The sequence below is a fragment of the Bacillus sp. T33-2 genome (genome assembly GCF_002860205.1).
Classification (GTDB): Bacteria; Bacillota; Bacilli; order Bacillales; family Cytobacillaceae; genus T33-2.
The window spans coordinates 55467-75671 of the sequence record NZ_PGVB01000026.1 but is presented as its reverse complement, the minus strand read 5'-3'; the positions used below and the strand labels follow the sequence as shown (position 1 = coordinate 75671).

Below are 20205 nucleotides of genomic sequence, written 5' to 3'. Positions count from 1 at the left end.
ATTTGGAAATGCGCAGTCATAAATGCTTGTCCTCCTCCATATGATTGGATTGAGGCGGGTTAACCCGTTTAAATCTATCATATGGAGGCTTTTTACATGTTAAAAATCAAACCTTTCGTCGTAGCAGTGGTACTTCTTGTGGCACTCACCCTCCTGGTACCAACCATTCTTGTACTCCCATTTACTGAAGAGGCGTCCGGAAAACTGGGTGAAGACCTAAAACCCGCGGAACAGCCAACAGCAAAATCTTCTGCAGATGCCGCTGTAGAGGTAGCAGTGTACAGGATGGCAAAATCAAAACTGGAAAAGCTTCAGCTTAATGAATATTTAATTGGTGTGGTCGCGGCAGAAATGCCTGCAGAATTTGAAACAGAGGCCTTAAAGGCACAGGCATTGGCGGCGAGGACGTATTTTGTCCAGCAAATGCTCGGCAAGGAGAAAGCCAAACTGCCTGAGGGCGCGCAAGTAACGGATACAGAAGCTTTTCAGGTGTATAAAAGCACAGACGAGCTGAAAAAGATTTGGGGAGCGAACTATAAGTGGAAAATCGAAAAGATTTCTGAAGCAGTAGCTGCCACAGACGGACAAATCCTAACCTTTGAAGGAGCGCCGATCACCGCGACCTTCTTCTCGACGAGCAACGGGTTCACTGAAAACTCAGAGGAATACTGGCCGAATTCGTTTCCATACCTGCGAAGTGTTGAAAGCCCGTGGGATTTAAAATCACCCAAATTTAATGACCAAAAAATTGTATCTATAAAGGAGTTTGAATCAAAGCTCGGAGTCAAACTTACCGACCTGTCCAATATTGGCAAAGTGGTATCCCGCACAGCCGGTAAAAGGGTTGGCAAAGTTGAAATAAACGGCAAGGTATTGACCGGAAAAGAAATCAGGGAAAAACTGAGCCTAAAATCGAGCGACTTCACCTGGTCATTAAAAGGGGACAATATCGTGATCACCACAAAAGGATTCGGGCACGGAGTAGGCTTGAGCCAGTATGGAGCGAACGGAATGGCCACTGAAGGAAAAACCTACCAGGAGATCGTCAAACATTACTATAGTGGAGTAGAAATCTCCCAGGCAGACAGCCTGCTCACAAAGGTTACTGCACAGAAATAATGTTTCTGAATGGTTCGACGGATCTGGAAAACGGACAACACAAGTTTGGGGAATTTTGTAAACATTAAGTATTATGTTCCAGCCGAGGTGTTAATGCCCCGGTTGTTTTTCGTTATCGCCGGATTCACCCTGCTGTCAAGCAGGGAGTCAAAGTCAGGGGGCGGGTGATATACTCGTCCTTTTTTCTTCCCTGTATATGGAAATTTCATTGAAGTCAGCATATTCGAGGCAGTCTTTATTAAAGAAATATGGAGGAATTCCCTTAACATGCGGTTGGTCAGGTTTGATCCGAAAATCAGGAAATAGTCCATGATTGCCTGTATGTGGGCATCTTTCGAGTGGAAAAGGCAACGGGGGCAATTCCAGTTTTTTAATTGGCGCTTCATCGAAAAAGCTAAACAGGATGGGCACTGCACACCGGTTACTAAATCATTTTTCTGGATGCCAAAAACCTCGAGGATGTCCGGAATATGAGGAGTATGCTCTTTAAGCATCAGTTTTTTTAATTTTCTCATTCCCTTTTCATTAAGGACTTCTTTTTCATATGAACGGGAAATGGAGTTAAACCGGTCCTCGAGTTCTACTGATTTGCACACTTTCAGGAAAACTTCTTTATCACCAGACTTAATGATAGTTGCCGGATTACTGATCTCAACAAGATATTCGGTAGGAATTGAAGGCAGGTTATGATCGTCGAGCCAATTGTTAAATTGCTTCTTCTGCCGTTTAACCTGCAAAATTGGATTGGCAAAGCCGTCTTCTTTTTCATTCATTATTCTTGTCATCTGGTTGGATGCTTTATCAAAAACGAGGGTACCCGAGTAATTTTTTATTTCCACGATGAATGCAAATCGTGTGGATAAAATGAGAGTATCAATTTGAAAGTAGTATTCGTTGTGAGGGAGGCGCAAGCCGTGGAAAATAAGAAGGCCCTTGTCAGGAAGAAAACTAAATTCATAATCTAAGCTGTTTTCACCCTTCAGACCATTAATTCTTCTCCTTCTGTCATTATAAACATTCTGCCATTTTGGATGCGTTTTTGGAAGTCTGCTTAATAATGCTTCTTCCATGAAAATTTTAATAGGAATTGAACGCTGTTTTACAATCAAATGCATCTCTCCTTCATGTATTTTCATATGTGTAACTTCGACAATTTATGTTTGAGTTCCTGCCATATAGCTCAAGAATGCTACATATTGTTTCTAAAAATGAAGGTTCCCTTGCATGTAATCACTTTTATCCCGGTAACTCACGAGATAATCCCGGTACGTGGATTTTTATTCCCGGTAAGTAAAATATAATCCCGGTAAGTTCAATTATATTCCCAGTAGGTTCAATTTTCTTACAAAAAAGGCAGATTTGTACTAGAACAAAATTTATCCCGGTAGAAATCTGCCCCTCACATCACTGGAAAGCTTGCTCCACTCTCCTGAGCAGCCGGCCAATCCGTGGAAACTGCTTGCCGAAGTACCCATAGTTGACGAAGTGCGCGGCGACCAGGATCCCAAAGACATCTTTCACAAAATCAATTACCGTCGCTGACCGGTATGGAACAAATGACTGATGCACTTCATCCAGCAGCCCGTACATCGCCGCTACACCCATCAATGCAAAGTTCAGCCCCCGGGTGAACCGTCCTGTCGTCAAGGCGGCCAGTACGAGCAGCAGATACAGTATCGCAAACTCCACTAAATGCAGCGACTCCTTTAGAAACCGGTCAACGCCGCGGTCCGGCAATTCAATCACCGCGTTATCCGGCAGACTCGACATAATCCAGATTGCAGCCATGTATAAAAAAGGCAAAACCCTTATTGTCCATTTTAAAAATTTCATAAAAACCCCTCACTTAAAAGTTTTTTGCATAAAACAAATATGTTTGTCGAAAAATAAGCAGAAAAAAATTTTGTTACTCTATGTATATATTGTTTCTGATCTGTTCAGACTGGTTGCTGAGGTGATGAAAATGAGAGAGGAAGAAACTAAACGATCTTCTCAAGATTCAAGGTTTAAGCGTTATTTCAAAAAGCGTTGGATATATCCAGCCGTTTATATCGCCAGTGCGGCACTTATTTTAACCGGAGTTCTCTGGTACCAAAACAGCGGTGATAAAGCGGACCAACTGGATTATAAAGCAACAGACGTTCCAGGCAAAAAATACAATGACGAGCCTGCCGTCGAAGTCAACCGGGCCATGGAGAACTTTGTAATGCCGGTCACAGATCCGGATGCAGCAGAAATCAAAATGGAATTCTACGACAATGACAGTGACAAACAGAAACAGGAAGCAGCTCTTGTTTTCTACAATAACACTTACCACCCAAGCACAGGGCTCGACATCGCCGTAAAAGACGGTAAAGAATTCAACGTCCTTGCTGCAATGGGCGGTACCGTTACTAAAGTAGAAGAAGATGCGTTCCTTGGCAATGTAATTGAAATCGAGCACGACAAAGGTATTGTAACACAGTATCAATCCGTTAAGGATTTCGAAGTCAAAGTTGGCGACCAGGTAGAACAAGCACAAGTTCTTGGCAAAGCCGGACAAAGCTTGATCAATGAAAAAGCAGGTGTCCATGTACACTTTGAGATTCGGAAAGACAATATTCCTGTCAACCCACTTGCTTATTTTAATAAACCGCTGAGTGCTTTACAAGATGCGAAGCTAGAGGATGACAGCCAGAAAGCTTCAGAAGAAGATGCTGCTGAAAAAGGCGAACAATCCGAAGAAGGCACATCTCCAGAAGAAGGCAGCTCTTCAGAAAAGGAAGAAACTGGCGATAAAGAAGGCACTGGCACTGACAAAGGTACAGACAAGCAAGGATCTGGTTCAGGCACTGATACAGGCAATGACGAAGGTACAGGCACTGACAAACAAGATATCGAAAAGGATGCCAGCGAGTCGAAGGATTCTACTGAAGAAACTGATTCTACCAAAAGCAGCAATTCCTAATCATAAGGAAACCCGTCTCACAGCAGGCGGGTTTTTTGCTGTCAAATCATTAAAAAAAAGCCCTTCAGTCTTCGTAATGAATAAAACTATGGTAAAATCATACAAGACGGGAGGGACCTGACATGAAAAAATTAATATTTACATTTCTCACTATTATTTTGGCGGCTGGTATTGTGGGCTGCAGCAAGGAGCCGAGCCCAGAGGAACGTTTCGCGCAATATATAAAGCTGTGGAACGACCAGAAATTCGAAGAAATGTACGGATTTTTATCGAACAAGGCAAAGGAATCTGTATCAAAAGAAGACTTCGTGAATCGCTATTCTAAAATATACAAAGATTTAGAGATTGAAAAGCTGGATGTAGATTTCAAAAAACCTGAGGACGAAGAAAAACCGGAGGATAAAGCCAGCTACTCTTACAGGGCAAAAATGCAAAGTGTGGCCGGACCCATCAGTTTCGACCATACTGCAAAACTTGTCAAAGAGAAACGCGGCGACAAGGAAAACTGGTATGTTGACTGGAACACAACCTATATATTCCCAGAACTCGAAAGCAGCGACAGGATCAGTTTTAAAAATACTCCGGCAAAGCGCGGCGAGATTTCCGACATAAATGGAAATGGACTCGCCATCAACGGATCTGCGCTTCAAATCGGTGTAGTGCCAGGCCAGCTGGGAGCCCAGAAAGATGCAACCATTTCACAGCTTTCAGCCTTGCTTGACATGAGTCCCGAGGAAATCAATAAGTCGCTAAACGCTGATTGGGTCAAGCCAGACTTGTTTGTCCCACTCAAGAAAATTTCCAAAAACGACATTGCGCTCCGTGAACAGCTTTTTGCAATGGATGGGGTCACAAATCAAAAGGCTGAGGCGCGCGAATATCCATATGGGGAATCAGTTTCCCACCTGCTAGGATATGTCGGGCCAGTCACTGCCGATGACCTTGCCAAATTGGAAGGCAAGGGCTATACGGCTAATGATGTGATTGGCAAACGCGGCTTTGAACAGGTGCTGGAAGAGAAGCTAAAAGGGAAAAATGGAATTAAAATTTCGATCCTCAAAAAGGACGGCAGCGAAAAACTCTTGGCAGAAAAGCCGGTCGAGCACGGGCAAAACATCCAGCTGACCATTGATGTGGTCCTTCAACAGCAAATTTATGATCAGTTAAAAGGGGAAACAGGTGCATCCGCAGCCATTAACCCGGTAACCGGGGAAACACTTGCCCTGGTCAGCAGCCCGGGCTTTGATCCGAACGCAATGGCTCTTGGCATATCCCCGCAAAAATTACAAGCGCTTGAAGACGACCCGCTCCAACCATTGCTGAATCGCTTCAAGGCCAACTATGCCCCAGGTTCGGTCATCAAGCCGATTACAGCAGCGATTGGCTTGTCCAGCGGGAAAATCAACCTGAATACAGCCTACGAAATCAACGACAAGCGGTGGCAAAAAGATTCATCATGGGGCTCTTATCATATTACAAGGGTTACGGATGTAAAAGGCCAGATCGATTTAGAAAAAGCGCTGATTTACTCTGATAACATCTATTTTGCCCGTGCAGCGCTCGATATTGGCAAAGATTCGTTTATCGACGGACTGAAGAAATTCGGCTTTGAAAAAGAACTGGATTACCTCTATCCAGTCGAACCGTCTAAAACAGGCAGCATGGACAATGAAAAAATGTTGGCTGACTCCGGTTACGGACAGGGCCAGGTAGAAATGAGTGTCCTGCATCTGGCCGCAGCTTATACGCCATTTGTTAACAAAGGCAACATGATCAAGCCGGTACTGCAAAATGAAGATACCAAGAACCAAATCCTTCAGGAAGGGCTGGTCAGCGAGGAAAACAAAGCCAGCATCAACCGTATGCTTACAAAGGTTGTCACCGATCCAAACGGAACCGCCTATTCAGCCCAAATCAATGGCTATCCGCTTGCAGGAAAGACGGGCACGGCTGAGCTTAAGCTTAAGCAGGGGGAAAAGGGCCAGGAGCTTGGCTGGTTTGTAGCCTATAATCCACAGTCACCAGAGCTTCTGATTTCAATGATGATCGAGAATGTCCAGGAAAAAGGCGGCTCAAAAGCGGCTGTTTCCCGGGTGAAGGAAGTTTTTGCAGCAAGGTTGCAATAAATGATTATTGAAGGCCAGGGATGCCCCCTGGCTTTTATTCTTTCTTGTGTGGATAAGTTATTTTATTTTCAAATATCGGCGTGAGAAATGATGCAAAAATCGACACATTTCTCAGGAAATAATTTCGAACCACAACATACGCAACATTTCAATGCTCACTACAAATTAGAAAAAAACCAGGAAAAAGAAATTAAAAACGATGTTACCTTGTCCCTATTGAGTTTTTCTTGCATATATCCTCAACCAAGCTAATAAACTGTTACAAACCTGACAAAGAGAGTGTTTGAGGTGAGGAATCGTTTAAGGGAACAGGAATTCAGCCGGGAACATGATTATTCTTCGTAACGACCAGAAGGCTTGGCCTTCTGCCGCATGGATGAAAGAGTTGAAGGTCAAGCCTCACAATGCGGATAAACAGGATTTGGCGATACAAAGCGAGTCTCATTTCACACTTCTCACATCCAATTTAGGGAGGGCGAGTGGTGTGCACGATTACATCAAAGAGAGAACTATCAAGATTGGAAAGTATATCGTGGAGACGAAAAAAACAGTTCGCGTAATCGCGAAGGAGTTTGGCGTATCCAAAAGTACAGTCCATAAAGATCTGACAGAAAGGCTCCCTGAAATTAACCCGGAGCTTGCCAACGAAGTAAAGGAAATATTAGATTACCATAAATCAATCCGCCATTTACGTGGAGGAGAAGCCACAAAACTGAAATACCGAAAAGAAGAAAGGGAAGAGGAGCCTGTGCAATAACATAGTCCATAGTGTTTAAAGTACTTGCACAATGGGGCCATTTTAGTGGAATTACAGCATGCCAATTAGCCTGACAGTAGCAAGGTACCAGCCTAAGGGGAAATTCATGAATTACAGTATAGGGGTTCGATGAACTATTGGTAAACTATTTAAGTACTTCCTTCAAATCGTCAATAAAAAAGCCACTCCTCGATTAGTTTCATTAACAATTAATGGAGGAGTGGCTTTCTATGTGTCTTTCGGGCAGTTCACAAATTATGATACGATGCTTTTTCTTTTTTGCAGGAATTGATCAGCAGCACCTTCACATGGTAAATAAATATCTCCTTGTAAATCCAGATTTTCTCCCGAACTGGGCAACGCAAACTTTCCGAATTGCGAAACTGCACATTTCATCATTTCGGTGCCATTCCCCAGCCTCGGTAACCGGCTGATATACATGGAAAATAACTCTAAATAGCTGTGCCAATCATCAATTTCAATCTTCCGAAAATCAAAAAAGCCAACCTCCTCGTCATTCCAAAAAGCTCTTATGTAATTATCGCCAGAAATTAGCGTAATTTCCTCCCCTGTTTTATCCCTTATTTAATTCCTGAAATCCCTGACGTCCGGTGTGCTCGTAGTCAGCTGAGCAAATTTTTTTGTGGGAGTATAATTGTAGCAACACGTTTAATAAAGTTGAACATTCTCCCTCCATGGCCCCTTTTTTCGCACCATTTTTGACAAAATTCTGCAAAAATAACCATTTTTTTCGTTTTTCAGTTACTTATTTCCTATAACTGTGGTAAAATAAACAATTAGGTTAGAATATGGTTCGCAGATGCGGCCGCGCCTGTATAATCTCCACTTTCATTGTCTATTTTGGTAGATAAGAACTTCCATCAGGATACCGGGTTACGATCAGCCGCAGCCGGCCATTTGTCAAGGAGGAACGAAAAAATCATGTTAGCAAGGGATATTGGAATTGACCTTGGTACAGCCAACGTACTTATTCATGTAAAAGGCCGTGGGATAGTGTTAAATGAGCCGTCTGTCGTGGCAATTGACAAGAACACCAACAAAGTTTTGGCAGTCGGAGAAGAAGCGCGGCGGATGGTAGGACGGACGCCCGGCAATATTATCGCGATCCGCCCGTTAAAAGATGGAGTGATTGCCGACTTTGATGTAACTGAAGCGATGCTGAAACACTTTATCAATAAGCTGAATGTAAAGGGATTTTTATCAAAGCCCCGCATTTTAATTTGCTGCCCGACAAATATCACAAGCGTCGAACAGAAAGCGATCAGGGAAGCAGCCGAAAAAAGCGGAGGCAAAAAGATTTACCTTGAAGAAGAGCCAAAAGTGGCTGCAATCGGCGCAGGCATGGATATTTTCCAGCCAAGCGGCAATATGGTCGTCGATATAGGCGGCGGAACAACTGATGTGGCAGTTCTTTCAATGGGGGATATTGTTACATCTTCATCAATCAAAATGGCTGGAGATAAATTTGACTCCGAAATTTTAAATTATATTAAACGTGAATATAAGCTGCTCATCGGTGAGCGTACAGCTGAAAATATTAAAATCCAGATCGGTACTGTTTTCCCTGGTTCACGCAAAGAGGAAATGGAAATCCGCGGCCGTGATATGGTTTCAGGTTTGCCGCGCACGATCACTGTCCGGTCAGAAGAAATTGAAGAAGCATTAAGAGAATCGGTATCCGTCATCGTTCAGGCAGCAAAGACTGTGCTTGAGCGTACACCGCCGGAATTGTCCGCCGACATTATTGACCGCGGCGTTATTTTGACCGGAGGCGGGGCGTTGCTTCACGGCATGGATATGCTTTTGGCCGACGAATTGAAAGTCCCGGTCATTGTGGCTGAAAATCCAATGGATTGTGTCGCAATCGGCACGGGTATCATGCTCGACAACATCGACCGTCTTCCAAAACGGAGGATAAGCTAAATAGTGCAGGCAGAAATCCGGGGTTCCGACTGAACGCCGGATTTTTTATCCTATACCCCTTTTGTTTAGAAAAAAACCTAAAAAATTGAATTTTTTAATGTTTCTTGTCGAATTTTTTTTTATAATGATAATAAGTGGTAAATCCCCATTAACATATATTTAAATCATGCTTCAACCATGAGGTGACAAAATGTTTAGAGGTTTCTACACCGTTGCGTCTGGAATGCTCGCACAGCAGCGCCGCACAGAGATGCTTACCAACAACATGTCCAATAACAACACACCGGGATTCAAGGCAGACCAGTCAGCCATGAGGGCCTTTCCCGAGCTGCTTCTGCAGCGGTTTGAACAACAAAAAATTCCGACTGAAAATGGACTGACATTGCCTTTTTCCAATACAGTCGGATCAGTGAATACTGGTGTATATATGCAGGAAGCCATTCCAAAGTTCATACAGGGCGATCTTCGTGAAACAGGAAGCAATACCGATGTCGGCCTTCTTGATATTAACATCCCCGCAACTGAGGATGGAACGACAGGCTCAGTATTCTTTACGGTGCGCCAGGAGGACGGCACCCTCCGTTACACCCGCAATGGCGGCTTCACTCTGGACGGGCAGGGCTTTTTGACGACAGGCGCCGGTCGCTATGTCCTCAGTGATGGTGGAAATCCCATTCAATTGTCGAGTGACCGTTTTACTATAAGTGAGAATGGAATTGTTACTGGAGAGAATGGTGAAACAGCAAGGCTTGGTATCGGATTTGCAAATGATCCGCGCCGCTTAATAAAAGAAGGTGATGGCTTGTTCCGCACAGAGGATGGCAACCCGCTTCCGAATGCATACAACGAAAACGGGATCCAATTTAAAATGCAGCAGGGATACCTTGAACAGTCCAACGTAGATGTTAGTAAAACAATGACGGACATGCTCACTGCCTACCGCGCGTTCGAGGCAAACCAGAAAGTGCTGCAAGCTTATGACCGGAGCATGGAAAAGGCAGCCAACGAAATAGGAAGAATTGGGTAATGGACCAGCCCATGATGAGGGATAATGATGAATAGATCAATAATCACAGCGACCAATACACTGTCACAGCTGCAAAAGCAAATGGACATGATCAGCCATAATATTGCGAATGTCGATACTACTGGATTTAAACGGCGTCAGGCAACATTTACCGATTTGATCTTCCAGGAATTCCGAAACCAGCCAAATGATATCACTGAACAGAACCGGCTGACTCCGCTGAATATCCGGCAGGGAACGGGCGCAAAAATCAACCATTCCCAAGTGGTCATGCAACAGGGAAGTATTAAACATACTCATCGCCAACTCGATACCGCCTTCACGGCAGAAGGGCAATTTTACAGGGTTCTCGTCCAGAATGAAGATGGGACAGCCGTCCGGTATACACGTGATGGTGCCCTATACTTAACACCGGTTTCTGAAAATGAATCCATGCTTGTGAATGGAGAAGGCTATCCGGTCTTGAATGAAAATAACCAGCCGATTACGGTCGCTGGGTCACCCAAAGGTTTTACTATAACAAGTGAGGGCCGGTTTATTGCGGAAATGGCAAATGGAGGCACACAGGAATTCAACCTCGGTGTCACTTATATAAAAAAACCGCAGTTTCTCGAGCAAAAAGGCGGTAACCTCTTTGGCCTGCCTGATAATCTCGCTGGGCTCGGAGTTGCTGAAAATGATATTTTAACAAACCTGGACGGTCAGTTGAGAAACGGTATTTCCATTCAGCAGGGAGCGCTTGAACAGTCCAATGTCGATCTGAGCAAAGAGATGACCGATCTTATTAATGTCCAGCGTGGCTACCAGTTCCAGTCACGATCTATCACGTTATCGGACCAAATGCTCGGATTAGTAAATGGAATTCGTTAAGAGGGGAAGAAAAGAATGGCTTTGAACAGCAATAATCAGGAAGCAGCAACGCGTGAGCAAATAAAGCAACAAAAAAAGAAAGCACAGCCAGACCAAACGCGTGAAAAAAGGAAAAGGATCCGGGTGCGCCTCATTCCAATCTGGCTTCGGATTATAATTGTCATTGCCTTATTAGCCCTGAGCATCATACTGGGTGCTGTTTTTGGCTACAGTGTGATCGGGGACGGAAAACCCTCAGATACTTTTGAAAAATCAACATGGACCCATATAAAGGATTTAATTAATAAAGAATAACTTTGCAGGAAGGGGATTTTCCCCTTCCTTTTTGATTACTGTTTTTAGTACAATGAAAAATAAGCACCTAATATTAAGAGGAGGTACTAACATGCTTGATATTACACAAATTAAAGAAATTATTCCTCACAGATATCCGTTCTTGCTTGTCGACAAAATCCTTGAGGTGGAAGAAGGCAAAAAAGCCATTGGCATAAAAAATGTCACAGCAAATGAGGAGTTTTTTAACGGGCACTTCCCGGATTATCCGGTAATGCCGGGTGTACTGATTGTCGAAGCCCTCGCCCAAGTGGGGGCGGTAGCCATGCTGATGCCTGAAGAAAACCGGGGAAAGCTTGCGTTTTTTGCAGGTATTGATAACTGCCGGTTCAAAAGGCAAGTGAAACCCGGCGACCAGCTCCGGCTGGAAGTGGAAATGCTTAGGTTCCGGGGCCCAATGGGCAAGGGAAAAGGGATTGCGACAGTTGACGGCGAACTTGTGTGTGAAACGGAAATCATGTTTGCCCTTAAATAGTCAGGCCTGTCAGTGGCAGTTGGCGGCGAACTTATGTATGAAAAGGAAATCATCTATGCCCTTAATTTGTGGGAGGCCCGTCAGTTGCAATTAATGGCGGACTTGTATGAGAAACGGAATTATATTTAGCCTTAAATAGGAGAAGGGTGGCCTATGGGAGCTGGCAGGTGATCTTGCGAGTGAAACGGAAAGATATTTGCTAAATAGCAGAAGAAACCGGTTGGCATGCCAGCCGGTTTTCTTAATGCCCGGGGCATTACTCTTGCGCAGAATTTCATTCAATACCTAAACATAGCTGGAAATTTATCAAGTAATCATGCAAGGTTTTTCCGCGTTATGGGCAATATAACAGCAGACCGAGCCATGAGGTTCAAAAATATAGATTTTCCACTATGAAAGGGGCATTGAATCATGAAGAAAAGGCTGTTGATGTTAATCGGAGGTTCCCTGCTTTCTGCTATGCTGCTGGCTGCCTGTAATAATGATGACCAGGATCCCCCGCCTGAAAATGATATTGATGTAGAAAATCCGGCTGATGATAACGGAAACAATAACAACGGAAACAATAACAATGGCGGTAATAACAATAACGGCCGCGTCGATGATGGTGTTAAAACTAACCGGAACGGCGGCCCGGTTGATGATGGCATTAAAAATAACCGGAACGGAAACAACGGAAACAATGGAAACAATGGCAACAACGGCGGGGACAACAACACTCCAGGAGAAGACAGACTTTCAGACAACCTGGATAATAACGGTGACAACAACAGAAATGATGAAGACCAATAGTGAAGACGAAGGACGGGTGCATCCAACCCGTCCTTTTTCATCGGCAGAGCATAAATCAGCCGACGGTACGTTAAAACAAAAAAACTCCAGAACAAGTTACTGGAGTTCATTACCCTTTTTTTGGAAGGACGAGCTTCGGGCGGGATATGATTTTTTCTTTGAACTCGGTGAGCAGCTCAGTACCACTCAAACCTTTTTCCAACAAATGCTCAAGCAATTGCTCTGGATAATCATTTTTTGTCTTTTTCAGCTTACCTTTAAGCAAAACACTTGCATGGTCTTTTAGTTTTTTCACGGAACACACTTTTGTCGCAAAGGATGCAGGGTCATTTTCCCTTTTTGTAATGACCACTTGGGCGATTATCTCCTTGTCACTGCTGCATGCATCATCAAAATAGGGGATATACTTATGTTCGACAAAAGCCTCCATCAGCCAGCTGCTCTCATCATCCTCTTTGTTAATGATAAGGCCATCCTCCAGTTCAATGTCTGTCAGCCCATCATCATCGGAGATTTGCATCGAAATCAGTTTAAAAGTTTTCATGTCAACCTCCAACCATCGTTTTCCCAAATTATAACACACCACATTCAGAATGCGCACTTAACCTCATGTCGAAAAATATCGGTGAAAAACACGGAAATCGCATTTTTAATATTAATCATTATATAAAAATATGTTTTTCAGCCATAAATGGGAGTTCAAGGAGAACTTTTGTCAATCATTAATGATTTTTGGCGATTTTACTCGAAAAGATTGTAGGCATATGATGGAACCATCACAAAGAAAGGAGATGAAAAATGATTAACCAGGTAATTCTCGTGGGGCGGCTGACAAGGGATCCAGACCTCAAATATACCGCTGATGGCAAAGCGGTCGCAAATGTGACGCTGGCCGTGAACCGCCAATACCGCAATCCGAGCGGAGAAATTGACGCGGATTTTGTACATTGTACGCTATGGAGAAAAACTGCGGAAAACACCGTCAATTATTGCCGGAAGGGTTCAGTGATCGGTGTAACAGGACGGATCCAGACGCGCCATTATGACAATCCTGAAGGAAAACGGGTTTATGTCACTGAGGTGGTAGCAGAAACCGTCCGGTTCCTCAGCAGCCGGCCGCAAGACGCCCATATAGATCTGTCCGAGCCGAGGGAGGCTGTGGCTGTTGAGTAAAAATGCCGGTGACGCCGAGGGATTGGAAAAACTCCTCGTCAGCCTGATCAAAATGGTCGGAAAAACCAATGAGAAAGTAGATGAATTGATGAAACGGGTTCATCAGCTTGAAACTGCTGTAAAGGAGCCGCAAACAAGAAGGATATATTCCTTTATTGCAGAGCCGGAAAAAGTCGACCATTTCCCTCAAAATAACGTATCTAATCAAATCTAAGTCCACGTATTACTTCCTTTCTAAAATCTTTAAGAGAGAGAACCACACCCCCTCTCCAATATCCTCAAATTTGGCCGGCGGCCCACGCCGGTTTTTTTAAATTACTTGATCGGCGGAATTCACTAAAATTTGTTCACAAAACAGACGAAAAGTCCAAAAAAAATGTACTTAATTGAAGAAAATTCCAACGACGTTATGGTAAAATAATTTTGAACATTAAGCCAAATGATACTGGCAGCGACACCGTCTGTTTATTTCATCCGCACATTTAGGCAAAATTGGAGGTTGAATATGGATAGTCGAAAGCTTGAATTTATTTTCTTGGGAGGTGAGGGTCAGGAGCAGAATATTCAAGTCACTAGATTTCCTTACTTTTCCGATGCCCTTCTCCTTCTAACACCACATAATCAGAATCCTAAAATTTATCAATCCTTTACAGTTCAACATAACGGAAAGTACTCCATGTCCTGCCATAATGGCACCAACGAAAAACAAACCCAGTTAAATCGCGGATTGCACCAGCTGGCAATCGGTATTCTTTGCAGGAATGAGGTTTCTCTTGAAGCGGCTATGCGGTATTTAACATGTTTTATATTGAGGGATAACCAAAGAACGATGTTTTTGACACATCGCAACCATGAAAAAGTAAAACAAGAAAAAGAAGAATATGTCATATCAAACCGTTCATAGAAAACGTTTTACTATGAAATAAAAAAATATGGACATGTGGGCTGCCCACATGTCCTTTAACACAATTTTATTACACAAGCCGGGAAAAATTAAGATACCGGCCTCAAAAATTATGACAATCTGACAAGATCTTGAAGATCGTCCGTCGACAGTTCGGTGATCCAGTTGTCGCTTTGGATGATCTGGTCATTCAGGGCTTGCTTTTTCTCAAGCATAGCATCAATTTTTTCTTCAAGTGTACCGGTGCTGATCAGCTTATGGACATGGACAAAGCGGCTTTGGCCAATCCGGTAGGCCCGGTCAGTAGCCTGGTTCTCGACGGCCGGGTTCCACCAGCGGTCATAATGGATGACATGGTTCGCAGCAGTCAGATTAAGCCCTGTGCCGCCTGCTTTCAACGACAGCAGGAAGACCGGGAATTCCCGCTCCTGGAACTGGCGAATCATTTCGTCGCGCCGTGCCTTTGTCAGGCTCCCATTCAGGAATGGCACGTCAATCCCGAACTTATCCTTCAGCACGGTCTGGATCATTTCCCCCATGCCGATGTACTGGGTAAAAATGAGGCAGCTTTCATCCTGGTCCAGGACGGCACTGACAAGTTCGGTCAGCTTCTCCATTTTCGCAGACCTTTCAACCAGCTGCTGTGGCTTTTCCTCTTTCAAATAAAGGGAGGGATGGTTGCAGAGCTGCTTCAACCTGCCAAGCATCTGCAGTATAAGCCCCTTTCGCGCAAACCCTGATAACGCCTCTATTTCCACAAAAGTATCCTTCACGAGCTGTTCGTATAATGAGGCCTGCTCGGCCGAAAGCGGGCAATATTCCTTCTGTTCGACTTTGTCCGGAAGGTTCAGGGCCACTTCCTCATCCTTTTTTGTGCGCCTTAACAAAAACGGCCGAATCAAGCTCTGGAGCTGGGCGATTTTTTGCTTTTCATCGTCTTTTTCAATCGGCAGGATGAACTGCTTCTGAAATTGTCCTGCACTCCCAAGATACCCGTGATTTGTAAAATCGAAAATTGACCAGAGCTCAGACAGCCGGTTTTCCATCGGAGTGCCTGTCAAGGCGATGTGATGCTGACCTTTTAATGACCGGACAGCACGGGATTGCTTTGTTTCTGCGTTTTTTATATTCTGGGCTTCGTCAATGGCCACCGTGCTCCAGCTTAAACTCTTAAGTTCTTCCTGGTCAAGGTGTGTTAACCCATAAGACGTCAGGACAATATCCGAACCTTTGGCTTTTTCAAGAAACTCATCATCCTTCAGGCGATTTGATCCATAATGGAGATACAGATTCAGATCCGGTGCAAAGCGTTCAATTTCCTTTTGCCAGTTGCCCAGCACAGACGTCGGGCAAATGATCAAGGCCGGTCCGGAGCCGGACTCCTGCTCTTTTACTGACAGCAGGTAAGATATCAGTTGAATTGTTTTGCCCAGTCCCATATCGTCAGCAAGGCAGGCGCCAAAACCATACCGGCGCAAAAACAGCAGCCAGTTCAACCCCAGCTTCTGGTACGGGCGCAGCTCGCCGTTCAGGCCCGCAGGTAACGGAGCCTCCGGAATTTCTTTCGTATGGGACAGCTGCTTCATCATTTGCTTCCAGTGGCGGTTCAATTCAATCTGAATCCGGGCAAACGCCCTCGGATCTTCAAAAGCGTTGTCGTCCTCTACAGCCCCCTCGGGATCGGGCAGTTCCTGCTGGAGCAAATCCCGGATATGAAGACCTTCTTTGTCTGCCTTTTTCATCAAATCCTGGATTTGCCGGATAAAACCCGGATCAAGCTTTACCCACTTGCCTCGCAAATACACGAGGCGTCGCTTTTCGTTCACAAGGCGCTGAAACTCATCTTCCGACAAATCCACACCATTCATCGAGAAACGCCAATCGTAGTCAAGCATCGCATTCAAGCCGACAAACGAACGGCGGTAGCTGGTTTGCCCCTTCAGGCGTGCCTTGACCTTTAAGTGCGCATTCTTGACGGCTTCCCACCATGATGGCAGCAGGATTTCCACACCCAGTGAAATGAGCGTCTCGCTCACCTCTGTCAAAAGCATCCACGCTTCTTCCTCATTCAGGCCGCTTCGAAGCCGGCCATCTTCTTCCAACCAGGGAAACAAACGGGCAAGCCGCGCTTCTTCACGGTCAATTTTGTCCTGATAAACATCCCAGCCGGCAGGGAAAGCAGCCGGGTCATTCGCATCCAAAAGCATGCCAGGCTGTTTTTTCCCGCGTAAAAATAACGCCAGCCTCCAGTCGTCGCCATCTTCCAACGGCTCTTCCAGCCGGAGCCCGATTGAAAACGGAGCTGGATCCTCTGTTAATCCAAGCCATTGCTTCCAGCTTTCTTCATCAAAATAAGCGGCTAGTTCGCGGGCAGAAATCTTTTTTTTGCGGAGAACGTCAAGCTTCTCGCCAAGCAAAAATTTTAATCCGCTATTGTCACTGAAATAGGCTTCCAATGCACGATGAAACAAGTCGGAAATGAACATTTTTACTGGAAGAGGTTCATCAAATTCTTGAATGTCCTGCTCCCAAAAGGACGGGTTAAATTCGTCTACTACCCGGTGTGGGAGGGCCCAGCGGAACTCTCCGGCCTCGAGACCTGAAAAATCGGGATGCCAGTCTTTTTCCAAAATCGCCTCATACAGCGAATGGGCCGAGGCAAGGCAAAGCTGGGCGGTTTCATCCCAATCCCAATCAATGATCCGGTTGAAAGACTCCTCCGCAAACAGCGTGACGAGCTGCCAGGCGTCCACGGCAACTCCCTCAATCCCGTTTGATTTTTCGGCATCCACAACTGTGCCGTAATAGCTTTCCTTGTGTCGGTTAAACAATAGATGCTTCCAGCTGGATACGCGCATCTCCGATTCATTTTCATCCACCCCGGTCAGGAAATAACGCCCATCCGCCAGCGGGTTTATGTTGATTTTAATCATTCTCGTCGTGAGCATGGATCGATTACTCCTCCTTTTGGAGTCGGCAGGGGTTCACGCGTTTATCCCTTTACCCCAATCGCACTTTCCTCTTCAATCAGCTTGCTTCGTTTGCATTCTTCCTGGAAGGCGCGCAGCCGTTTTGTCCGTTCGAGCAGCAACGCGAAAAAAGCCTCCCATTCGGGAACGCGTTTTAATTTTTTGTAGATGGTCCGGAGCTTTTTTAACACGCGGACGGCCTGTTTATAGCTGCCCCTGTTTTTCTGGCTGATCAAGTACTCTACCGCCTGGTGGTAGAGAGGAAGCAGGACCACTGGTGCTTCCTTTTGCACAGTTTTAATCCTTGCCGTTGACACAGCCTGAAAATCAATTCCTGCAAATGTATAGAGCTCGGCCCATTTATCGTACATTTTCCTGTCGAATAAAAACTCCTCGTAACTGACAAAGCTGTATGGAAGTGCCTGGACCATTACGCGTTCAAGCAAGTCCGTCCGGCCAGCATCCGTACAGAAAGGAGTCAGCACTTTTAAGGCAAGGCGTGCAAAATCAGAACGTGCATAGTAGCTTCCCAGACTGGACAAATAAGGACGAAGGCCATGCGCGAAATAATCAGCATAAGGGGCCATCCGGCTCCATTCCTTATGTTCTGACAAGACTTCAATCCAGTACAGAGTATAAGGAAAGGCTTTTTCTTCCCTGCCGGAAACCACATCTATCACATTTTTATCCTTCCGGGCCAGGAAATAATGATGGGCCAGGGCTAAATCTTCTTCAAATGACCTGATCCGGAATTTTTCAAGCCGGTTCCGTTCGGCATCGCGCCAGGCGTTATTCCTCAATAATTTTGACCAAAGCAACCGGTAAAGGCCAATCCGTTCATATTCAAACAGCTCGCTGCCTTCAAGCAGCCTGATTGCTTCTTCTTTTATATGCTTGATGAAGACATCAAACGCAAACGGAAGGGAGAGGATAGCCAATTTTTGCAGCACCGCTTCTGCCTCTTCGGTGAGGGAATGGAACAAAAAGCGGTAATACCGGTTCACCGTTTCTTCTGAATGCCGCTCGCTTTCACTTAAACCAGCCAGCAGTGAAAAAGAGTGAAGCGCACTGACAAGATCATATAAGTTTTTCCACTCCTGTTCTACTGGTGCATCCGCTCTGATACGGCGCAAGTAAATCCGGAACAGTTCCGGGATCACGAATGGGCTTGGGCTGCCGTTGCCTTTTACGATGGAATTAAAACTTCCAGTAAATGCCGCCGTCCATTTATCATAGTCATGGTCAAGCCGGGTGCTCGTTTTCAGAAGGTCTTTTGCCTTCATTAACCCTAATTGGCTGGCAAGGTCCTTCTCTTTTATAGGGGCCCGCCAATCCTCAATCCAGTCCGAGACGCTGGCGGCCTGGCTGTAGGCCTGAAAAAAGACAGCGAGCCGATGCCGGCAAAAGTCCTCTGACGGACAGGAGCATACGCTGTTCCAGGGAGAATTAAGGTCGACCGAAACCAAAACCGGCGTGACATCCTGGACTGTGGCCATAACCTTCTCCCTGATAACCTTCAGACGATGGACAAGTCCCTGGCGATACAGCATCAGGCCCTTTTGTACAAGCCTTTTATGATCCTCGTTTTCTGGATGGAGCATATCCTTGATATCGTTAGCTGCGGCCAGCACCAAATCCTTCTGGTGCCCATAGATTAATGCCACCTTGGATCCCTCCTTAGTCACGAACAAAAACAACATGAGTTAATATTACAAAGCATGCATGAACATATCATTAGGTATTTATACAAAACAGCATAATGCGGTGTGAGCGAAGGCTGACCACACAAAGTGTGGGGACAGATCATATACTTGCCGCAATCTGATTTCTAAGATCCATTAGTCAGCGTGGCGCCCCTTTTCCACAAAAAAACCATATTCTTTTATTATATCGAAAAACGGGGCTGGATGGAATAAAGCTCAAAAAACTAAGCAGGAAATCATCTGGAGACAGGGAATATATACATAAGGTTGTTTTTACCAATTGTAATTTGGAACACAAATTCCATTTGCGGCAAAACAATGAACATGCCAGTTATTAGTTCTTATTCCACCCCTTTTAAGCTAAAATGGAAGGGAAGTATACATATTTGGAGGAAATAAACGATGATGTTTCGAAGCCATCTGATCCGCGGCCTTTCGCACCCTGATATATATTCATACCAGTTAAAAAAAGCAGAGGAAGCAGAAGGGGTGTGGAAGCGGGCGGTCCTTTTGATTTTGGCAAGCGGCCTGATTTTTGGGCTTAGTGCCTATTTCGGGATTGGCTCGGAATATCTGTCGAGAAAGCTCACGGAACTATCAGGCAGTGAGTTCGAAATGCATAAAGTACTTTATGTCATCGGCCAGCTCCTGTGGGGATTGTTTTATGGTGCTGCAATCATCTTCTTGCCTGCGCTTTTTTTCTGGACATTGTCCGATCTGGAATTGAAAAAACTCATTGTGGTGCAGCTGCTCGTTTTACTCATTTTATTGGCTGAGAAGCTGATTATGATTCCTGTTAATCTGGCATTGGGATTGCCGGATGAATCATCGCCATTTTCACTTGGCGTCCTTGCCCAAACCTTTACCTCCAACGGATTTATTGTTTCTTTTCTTGCTTCGATCACCATATTTAAAGCATGGGCCATTTGGATCCAGATCAAATATTTAAAAGATTTAACCGAGAAAAGCATGAAAGTCGTTGTCGCAATGGTAGTCGGGCTCAATGTCGCCCTATGGCTGCTTGGCGCGCTTTTTTCGATCATCCAGTTTGAAAAAATAATCTGAC

General features: G+C 44.9%; 19 protein-coding genes. 14 read left to right on the top strand and 5 right to left on the bottom strand.

The window, feature by feature from the left end:
- Nucleotides 1-96 precede the first annotated feature (96 nt).
- The gene (gene spoIID, locus CVD19_RS17525) at nucleotides 97-1119 is read left to right on the top strand and encodes a stage II sporulation protein D (RefSeq protein WP_101583866.1); all 1023 of its coding nucleotides are present in this window, start codon (nucleotides 97-99) and stop codon (nucleotides 1117-1119) included.
- Between the two features lie 71 nt (nucleotides 1120-1190).
- On the opposite strand, the gene CVD19_RS17520 is transcribed toward spoIID, so the two are convergent.
- On the bottom strand, nucleotides 1191-2228 hold the full coding sequence (locus CVD19_RS17520) for a nuclease-related domain-containing protein (RefSeq protein WP_180953685.1): 1038 nt from the start codon (nucleotides 2226-2228) through the stop codon (nucleotides 1191-1193).
- Nucleotides 2229-2523: 295 nt separating this feature from the next.
- Nucleotides 2524-2952 carry a VanZ family protein gene (locus CVD19_RS17515; RefSeq protein WP_101583860.1) on the bottom strand — a complete coding sequence of 143 codons (429 nt, stop codon included), beginning with the start codon at nucleotides 2950-2952 and terminating at the stop codon, nucleotides 2524-2526.
- Between the two features lie 130 nt (nucleotides 2953-3082).
- Here CVD19_RS17515 and CVD19_RS17510 point away from each other — a divergent pair, with 130 nt between their 5' ends.
- From CVD19_RS17510 to CVD19_RS17465, 9 genes are all read left to right on the top strand, one after another.
- Nucleotides 3083-4066 carry a M23 family metallopeptidase gene (locus tag CVD19_RS17510; protein ID WP_101583899.1) on the top strand — a complete coding sequence of 328 codons (984 nt, stop codon included), beginning with the start codon at nucleotides 3083-3085 and terminating at the stop codon, nucleotides 4064-4066.
- Between the two features lie 122 nt (nucleotides 4067-4188).
- Nucleotides 4189-6192: a penicillin-binding transpeptidase domain-containing protein gene (locus CVD19_RS17505; protein ID WP_101583858.1), complete on the top strand. Its 2004-nt coding sequence runs from the start codon at nucleotides 4189-4191 to the stop codon at nucleotides 6190-6192.
- Between the two features lie 484 nt (nucleotides 6193-6676).
- Nucleotides 6677-6949, top strand: coding sequence for a sporulation transcriptional regulator SpoIIID (spoIIID, locus tag CVD19_RS17500; RefSeq protein WP_101583897.1), 273 nt, complete (start codon nucleotides 6677-6679; stop codon nucleotides 6947-6949).
- A gap of 942 nt (nucleotides 6950-7891) precedes the next feature.
- Nucleotides 7892-8893, top strand: coding sequence for a rod shape-determining protein (locus CVD19_RS17490; RefSeq protein ID WP_101583854.1), 1002 nt, complete (start codon nucleotides 7892-7894; stop codon nucleotides 8891-8893).
- Between the two features lie 190 nt (nucleotides 8894-9083).
- A complete protein-coding gene (locus CVD19_RS17485) occupies nucleotides 9084-9920 on the top strand; it encodes a flagellar hook-basal body protein (RefSeq protein WP_101583851.1) in 837 nt (278 codons plus the stop codon).
- 27 nt (nucleotides 9921-9947) lie between these two features.
- Nucleotides 9948-10790, top strand: coding sequence for a flagellar hook-basal body protein (locus tag CVD19_RS17480; RefSeq protein ID WP_101583849.1), 843 nt, complete (start codon nucleotides 9948-9950; stop codon nucleotides 10788-10790).
- Nucleotides 10791-10805: 15 nt separating this feature from the next.
- On the top strand, nucleotides 10806-11084 hold the full coding sequence (locus CVD19_RS17475; RefSeq protein ID WP_101583847.1) for a DNA-directed RNA polymerase subunit beta: 279 nt from the start codon (nucleotides 10806-10808) through the stop codon (nucleotides 11082-11084).
- Nucleotides 11085-11175: 91 nt separating this feature from the next.
- A complete protein-coding gene (fabZ, locus tag CVD19_RS17470; RefSeq protein WP_101583845.1) occupies nucleotides 11176-11598 on the top strand; it encodes a 3-hydroxyacyl-ACP dehydratase FabZ in 423 nt (140 codons plus the stop codon).
- 411 nt (nucleotides 11599-12009) lie between these two features.
- Nucleotides 12010-12390, top strand: coding sequence for a hypothetical protein (locus CVD19_RS17465; RefSeq protein ID WP_101583843.1), 381 nt, complete (start codon nucleotides 12010-12012; stop codon nucleotides 12388-12390).
- Nucleotides 12391-12499: 109 nt separating this feature from the next.
- Here the strand turns inward: CVD19_RS17465 and CVD19_RS17460 are convergent, their stop codons facing one another.
- Entirely contained in the window at nucleotides 12500-12934 is a 435-nt protein-coding gene (locus CVD19_RS17460; RefSeq protein WP_101583840.1) for a YwpF family protein, read from the bottom strand.
- A 254-nt stretch (nucleotides 12935-13188) separates the two neighbouring features.
- Here CVD19_RS17460 and ssb point away from each other — a divergent pair, with 254 nt between their 5' ends.
- The 3 genes from ssb to CVD19_RS17445 all read left to right on the top strand — a co-directional run bounded on the left by ssb (nucleotide 13189) and on the right by CVD19_RS17445 (nucleotide 14467).
- Complete coding sequence (ssb, locus tag CVD19_RS17455; RefSeq protein ID WP_101583837.1) at nucleotides 13189-13563, top strand: single-stranded DNA-binding protein; 375 nt, start codon at nucleotides 13189-13191, stop codon at nucleotides 13561-13563.
- Nucleotides 13556-13777, top strand: coding sequence for a hypothetical protein (locus CVD19_RS17450; RefSeq protein WP_101583835.1), 222 nt, complete (start codon nucleotides 13556-13558; stop codon nucleotides 13775-13777). Before ssb ends, CVD19_RS17450 begins: the two co-directional genes overlap by 8 nt.
- 291 nt (nucleotides 13778-14068) lie before the next feature.
- Complete coding sequence (locus CVD19_RS17445) at nucleotides 14069-14467, top strand: hypothetical protein (RefSeq protein WP_101583833.1); 399 nt, start codon at nucleotides 14069-14071, stop codon at nucleotides 14465-14467.
- A gap of 110 nt (nucleotides 14468-14577) precedes the next feature.
- On the opposite strand, the gene CVD19_RS17440 is transcribed toward CVD19_RS17445, so the two are convergent.
- Nucleotides 14578-17415, bottom strand: a complete 2838-nt coding sequence (locus CVD19_RS17440) for a DEAD/DEAH box helicase (RefSeq protein ID WP_101583832.1) — start codon at nucleotides 17413-17415, stop codon at nucleotides 14578-14580.
- 44 nt (nucleotides 17416-17459) lie between these two features.
- A complete protein-coding gene (locus CVD19_RS17435) occupies nucleotides 17460-19100 on the bottom strand; it encodes an SWIM zinc finger family protein (protein ID WP_101583829.1) in 1641 nt (546 codons plus the stop codon).
- Nucleotides 19101-19541: 441 nt separating this feature from the next.
- On the opposite strand from CVD19_RS17435, the gene CVD19_RS17430 reads away from it, so the two are divergent.
- Nucleotides 19542-20204 carry a hypothetical protein gene (locus CVD19_RS17430; protein ID WP_101583827.1) on the top strand — a complete coding sequence of 221 codons (663 nt, stop codon included), beginning with the start codon at nucleotides 19542-19544 and terminating at the stop codon, nucleotides 20202-20204.
- Nucleotide 20205: the final 1 nt, after the last annotated feature.

Bases quoted from the DNA above. Each gene is read 5' to 3' on its own strand.
- CVD19_RS17465 (WP_101583843.1), top strand. From the start codon at position 12,010: ATGAAGAAAAGGCTGTTGATGTTAATCGGAGGTTCCCTGCTTTCTGCT.
- CVD19_RS17475 (WP_101583847.1), top strand. From the start codon at position 10,806: ATGGCTTTGAACAGCAATAATCAGGAAGCAGCAACGCGTGAGCAAATA.
- CVD19_RS17440 (WP_101583832.1), bottom strand. From the start codon at position 17,415: ATGCTCACGACGAGAATGATTAAAATCAACATAAACCCGCTGGCGGAT.
- CVD19_RS17515 (WP_101583860.1), bottom strand. From the start codon at position 2,952: ATGAAATTTTTAAAATGGACAATAAGGGTTTTGCCTTTTTTATACATG.
- CVD19_RS17460 (WP_101583840.1), bottom strand. From the start codon at position 12,934: ATGAAAACTTTTAAACTGATTTCGATGCAAATCTCCGATGATGATGGG.
- CVD19_RS17490 (WP_101583854.1), top strand. From the start codon at position 7,892: ATGTTAGCAAGGGATATTGGAATTGACCTTGGTACAGCCAACGTACTT.
- CVD19_RS17480 (WP_101583849.1), top strand. From the start codon at position 9,948: ATGAATAGATCAATAATCACAGCGACCAATACACTGTCACAGCTGCAA.
- fabZ (WP_101583845.1), top strand. From the start codon at position 11,176: ATGCTTGATATTACACAAATTAAAGAAATTATTCCTCACAGATATCCG.
- CVD19_RS17445 (WP_101583833.1), top strand. From the start codon at position 14,069: ATGGATAGTCGAAAGCTTGAATTTATTTTCTTGGGAGGTGAGGGTCAG.
- CVD19_RS17485 (WP_101583851.1), top strand. From the start codon at position 9,084: ATGTTTAGAGGTTTCTACACCGTTGCGTCTGGAATGCTCGCACAGCAG.
- CVD19_RS17505 (WP_101583858.1), top strand. From the start codon at position 4,189: ATGAAAAAATTAATATTTACATTTCTCACTATTATTTTGGCGGCTGGT.
- CVD19_RS17430 (WP_101583827.1), top strand. From the start codon at position 19,542: ATGATGTTTCGAAGCCATCTGATCCGCGGCCTTTCGCACCCTGATATA.
- CVD19_RS17510 (WP_101583899.1), top strand. From the start codon at position 3,083: ATGAGAGAGGAAGAAACTAAACGATCTTCTCAAGATTCAAGGTTTAAG.
- spoIID (WP_101583866.1), top strand. From the start codon at position 97: ATGTTAAAAATCAAACCTTTCGTCGTAGCAGTGGTACTTCTTGTGGCA.
- ssb (WP_101583837.1), top strand. From the start codon at position 13,189: ATGATTAACCAGGTAATTCTCGTGGGGCGGCTGACAAGGGATCCAGAC.